Origin of the sequence: Variovorax sp. KBW07 (genome assembly GCF_003852515.1) — a bacterium.
Taxonomy (GTDB): domain Bacteria; phylum Pseudomonadota; class Gammaproteobacteria; order Burkholderiales; family Burkholderiaceae_C; genus Variovorax.
On the sequence record NZ_QAJK01000218.1, the window covers coordinates 1 to 4,832 of the forward strand.

Annotated in this window: 3 protein-coding genes; all 3 read right to left on the reverse strand. The window is 66.5% G+C overall.

The window, feature by feature from the left end:
• Positions 1-41: 41 nt before the first annotated feature.
• Positions 42-1,484: an amidase gene (locus tag DBV14_RS32015; protein WP_124465919.1), complete on the reverse strand. Its 1,443-nt coding sequence runs from the start codon at positions 1,482-1,484 to the stop codon at positions 42-44.
• Positions 1,481-2,968 (reverse strand): ABC transporter substrate-binding protein, encoded by a 1,488-nt coding sequence (locus tag DBV14_RS32020; protein ID WP_124465922.1) that lies wholly within the window; start codon positions 2,966-2,968, stop codon positions 1,481-1,483. Before DBV14_RS32020 ends, DBV14_RS32015 begins: the two co-directional genes overlap by 4 nt.
• A gap of 243 nt (positions 2,969-3,211) precedes the next feature.
• Positions 3,212-4,705 carry an ABC transporter substrate-binding protein gene (locus tag DBV14_RS32025; protein ID WP_124465925.1) on the reverse strand — a complete coding sequence of 498 codons (1,494 nt, stop codon included), beginning with the start codon at positions 4,703-4,705 and terminating at the stop codon, positions 3,212-3,214.
• Positions 4,706-4,832 lie beyond the last annotated feature (127 nt).

Sequence of the window (4,832 nt, forward strand, 5' to 3'; positions counted from 1 at the left end):
TGAGCGTCGCCCCGAATGAACAGGGCAGCAGAGCAAAAAACTCAGCGAACAGGCACCACAGGCCAGGGCCGCTGCAGTTCCCGAATCTGCTCGAACGCACGCGACACGCGCAGCACGCCAAGGTCGTCGAAGCGCTGTCCAGCGATCTGAAGACCGATAGGCAACCCGTCCGCCGAGTAGCCGCAGTTGATCGACGACGCAGGCTGCTCCGACATGTTGAACGGCACCGTGAACCCGATGTGTTCCAACGGCCGCAACGGATCGTTCGTCGGTGAAGGCGCCTCCGCGGCGGCCGGCATGTTGGGCGACACTGGCGAGATCACGTAGTCGAAACGCGAACACGCCTGCACCGCCGCCACGCGCGTTGCATGGAACTGGCTGAAGCTGCGGAACACATGCTCGCCGCTGAATTCAGCCGCACTCTCGGCCCACTCGCGGATGTAGGGCAGCACCTTCGCGCGCTGGTCCGGACGCAAGGCCTTCATGTCCACCAGCGAGCGCATGCGCCACAGATGGTCCATGCCGTCGAGCATCGCCTGCGACATGAAGGGTTGCATCACCTCGACCACGGCGCCGGCCTTCTCGAACAGGCGCGCCGCGTGTTCGACCGCCGTCTGTATCTCGGGCTCCACCGCAAGGCCGCAGCCTGCATCGAGCAGCAGCCCGATGCGCAGGCCGCGCAGGTGGTCGGGCGATACGTCGAAACTCGACCAATCGATTTCCTGCGCCGGCAGGCTCATGCTGTCCCGCGCATCGGGCTTCGACAGCGCCTGCATCATCAACGCCGCATCGCCCACGGTGCGCGTCATGGGCCCCGCCGCGCGGCCCATGTACGGCGGGTCGATCGGAATGCGGCCCAGGCTCGGCTTGAGCGTGAAGATGCCGCACCAGCTGGCCGGCAGCCGCAACGAGCCGCCGATGTCGGTGCCCAGGTGCAGTGGGCCGTAGCCCGCGGCCGCCGCGGCACCGGCGCCCGCGCTGGAGCCGCCCGGCGTCCGGCTCAGGTTCCAGGGGTTGCGCGCCAGCGTGTGAAAGCTCGAGAGGCCCGACGACAGCATGCCGTAGTCGGGCATGGTGGTCTTGCTCACGATCACCGTGCCGGCTTCTTTCAGGCGCGCGGCCGGCGGCGCGTCGGCGGTGGCCGGCTTCAGGTCGACGGCGGCCGTGCCGGCGGGCATCGGGTCGCCGCGCGTGGCGATGTTTTCCTTGATGGTGGCCGGCACGCCATCGAGCGGGCCGAACGCGTCGCCACGTTGCCAGCGCGCCTCCGAAGCGCGCGCCTGTGCCAGCGCGGCTTCGGGCCTGAACAGCCAGGTGGCCTGCAGGTGCGGCTCCCAGCGTTCGATCTGCGCGATCACGGCCTGCGTGACCTCGACCGGCGACAGCTTCTTTTCGCGGTAGGCGGCGGCGAGTTCCTGTGCCGACAGGTCGCTCAGCAAAGGCGCATCGGACGACGACGAAGACGGCACGGGAGCGTCGCTCATCCCCAGGACAGTGCCGACAGGTCGTTCACGAAGATCGGGTTCTCTTTCCAGAGGCCCTTGACGTTCTTCTTGGCGATGGTCGGGAACTGCGGCTGGTACAGGAAGCCGTTGGCCGCGTCGGTGGCCAGCATCTTCTGCGCGTCGCCGAGCAGCTTGTTGCGTTCGGTGGCGTTGCCGGTGGACTTGATCTTGTCGAACAGCGTGTTGAACGACTTCGACTGGTAGCCCCAGTAGTAGTCGGACTTGGCGTAGTTGCCCAGGTCGAAGGGCTCGACGTGCGAAATGATCGACAGGTCGTAGTCCTTGTTGCCGTAGGTGCCGCTGAGCCATTGCGCCCACTCGACGTTCTGCACTTTCACGACGATGCCGATCTTGGCGAGCTGGGCCACGATCACCTCGCCGCCCTGGCGCGCGTAGGGCGGCGGCGGCAGCGTCATGGTGAGTTCGAGCGGCGTCTTCACGCCGGCTTCGGCCAGCAGCTTCTTGGCCTTCTCGATGTCGAAGGGGTTGATGGCGGTGGTGTCGACAAAGCCCGCCGCACCCGGCACGTAGTGGCTGCCGATGGGCACGCCGAAGCCGTCGGCGGCGCCTTCGATCACGGCCTTGCGGTCGATGGCCGCAAGAATGGCGCGGCGCACGCGCACGTCGTCCAGCGGCTTCTTCCTGTTGTTGATCGACAGGATGGTCTTGGCGCGCGAGCCGGCCAGGATCACCTGGAACTGCGGGTTGGCCTTGAACTGCGGCACCACGCGCGTGCCGATGCGCGTGAACACGTCGACGTCGCCCGCCATCAGCGCGGCGGCCTGCGCGGCCGTGTCGGAGATGAAGCGGAACGTGACCTTGTTGATCTTGGCGGTGGCGGGGCTGCGGAAGCCGTCCCACTTGCTCAGCGTGAGCGACGAGCCCTTGGCCCAGCTGTCGAGCTTGTAGGGGCCGGTGCCGACCGGCTTGTTGGCGTTGGTCTCGGCGCTCTTGGGCTCGACGATCACGGCCGTGGCCTGGCCCAGCACGAAGGGCAGGTCGGGGTCGATTTCCTTGTTTATGACCACGACGGTGTAGTCGTCGACCGCCTGGGTGCTCAGGTTCGCGAAGGTGCGCTTGTCCTTGTTGGTGCTCTTCTCGCTGCCGGCGCGGTCGAACGAGAACTTGACGGCGGCTGCGTTGAAGGGCTCGCCGTTCTGGAATTTCACGCCGCGCTTGAGCTTGAAGGTGTAGGTCTTCAGGTCGGGCGAGACTTCCCAGCTGTCGGCCAGCAGCGGCGTGACGCTGCCGTCGGCATTGATCTTGGTGAGCGTCTCGAGGATGTTGTACTGCACCACCTCGGCGATGGCGGCGGCAGCGCCGCTGGTCGGGTCGAGCCCCGGCGGTTCGAGCGCCATGCCGATCACGATGGCGTCCTTCCGGCCCTGCGCCATGCCGGCGAGCGGGGTGGCCAGCGCAACCGTGGCGCCAGCGGTGGTGAGGAGGGTGCGGCGGTTCAACATACGTGTGATCTCCGGAAAAACAAGCCAGGTTCGAATGACTGCTTCGGCGTGCGCCATGCCCCGAAGGGAGGCACGACACCGCGAAAGAACAGGCACGCAGCACGAAAGATGCCACGTGCGCAGCCGGTCATTCTCTCGCAGCGGGCGCGCCGACGCGCGCGTGGAAAAGGGGTTTTTCCTCGGGACGTTCCCGTAGGACGGGCGCGGGAACCGGCGGTGCCGGGCCCCCTTTTTCCTCGAGCGTCAGGCCCAGTACAACGCGGCGATGTCGTTCACGAAGATCGGCGTGTCTTTCCAGAGCCCGCGCAGGTTGCGCGCCGCCACGGTGATGAACTGCGGCTGGAACAGGAAGACGTTGGCCGCGTCCTCGGCCAGCAGCCGCTGCGCGTCGCCGAGGTAGCGCAGCCGGTCGGCCGCGCGCGGGGCGTTGCGCGCCTTGTCGAAAGCCTCGTTGAACTTCGCCGACTGGTAGCCCCAGTAGTACTCCGGCTTGGTGTAGTTCACCAGGTCGAAGGGCTCGACGTGCAGGATCAGCGAGAGGTCGTAGTTCTTGTTGCCGTAGGTGCCGCTCATCCACTGTGCCCATTCGACGTTCTGGATCTTCGCGACGATGCCGACCTTGGCCAGCTGCGCGGCGATGAGCTCGCCGCCTTGCCGGGCGTAGGGCGGGGGCGGCAGCACGAAGTCGAGTTCGAGCGGCGTCTTCACGCCGGCCTCGGCCAGCAGCTGCCTGGCCTTCTCGACGTTGTAGGCGTTGATGCCCGTGGTGTCGATGTAGCCCGGCGCGCCCGGCACGTAGTGGCTGCCGATAGGCACGCCACGGCCGTCCACGGCCGCTTCGATCACCGCCTTGCGATCGATGGCCGCCGAGATGGCGCGGCGCACGCGCACGTCGTCGAGCGGCTTGCGCTTGTTGTTGATGGCCAGGATGGTCTTGCCGCGCGAGGCGTTGAATACCACCTGGAAGCGCTTGTCGTTCTGGAACTGCGGAAGGCTCCGCGAGACCGAGGCATGCGGGAACAGGTCGACATCGCCCGACAGCAGCGCGGCGGTCTGCGCGGCCGGCTCCGAGATGAAGCGGAAGCTGGCCTTGCGGATCTGCACGGCTTCGGCGTGGCGGTACCCGTCCCACTTGGCGAGCACGATGCCCGAGCCCTTGGACCAGCTCTCGAGCTTGTAGGGGCCGGTGCCGACCGGCTTCGTGGCATTGGTCTCGACAGTCTTGGGCTCGACCAGGACGGCCGACGATTGCCCGAGCAGGAACAGAAGATCGGGCTCGATCTCCTTGGTGATCAGCACCACGGTGTGCTCGTCGACCACCTGCGTCGCGATGTTGGTGAAGGTGCGCTTGTCCTTGTTGGTGCTGTTGGCCGCGGCCGCACGGTCGAAGGAGAACTTGACGGTGTTGGCGTTGAACGGCTCGCCGTTCTGGAACTTGACGCTGCGCTTGAGCTTGAAGGTGTAGGTCTTGAGGTCGGGCGAAACTTCCCAGCTCTCGGCCAGCAGCGGCGTCACCGAGCCGTCGGAGTTGATCTTGGTGAGCGTCTCGAAGACGTTGTAGAGCACGACCTCGGAAATCTCGGCACCGGCCTTGGCGGTGGGGTCGAGGCCGGTAGGCTCCAGCGTGAGCGCCAGCACCAGCGCATCTTTCTTCCGCTGTGCGAAAGCGGCCGTGGGCAGGACCAGCGGAGTGAGGGCTGCGGCGCCGGTGGCGAGCAGGGTGCGTCGTTTGAGCATGGAGCGATGTCCTCGGAACAAGGGGGCAAGCATCATCCGCGAGGCGGGGTACTTTGCGCAACCAGATGCTTATGACGCACTCATCGTTGGCGTTGGCGTTGGCGTTGGTGCGGGTGCGGGGTCATTC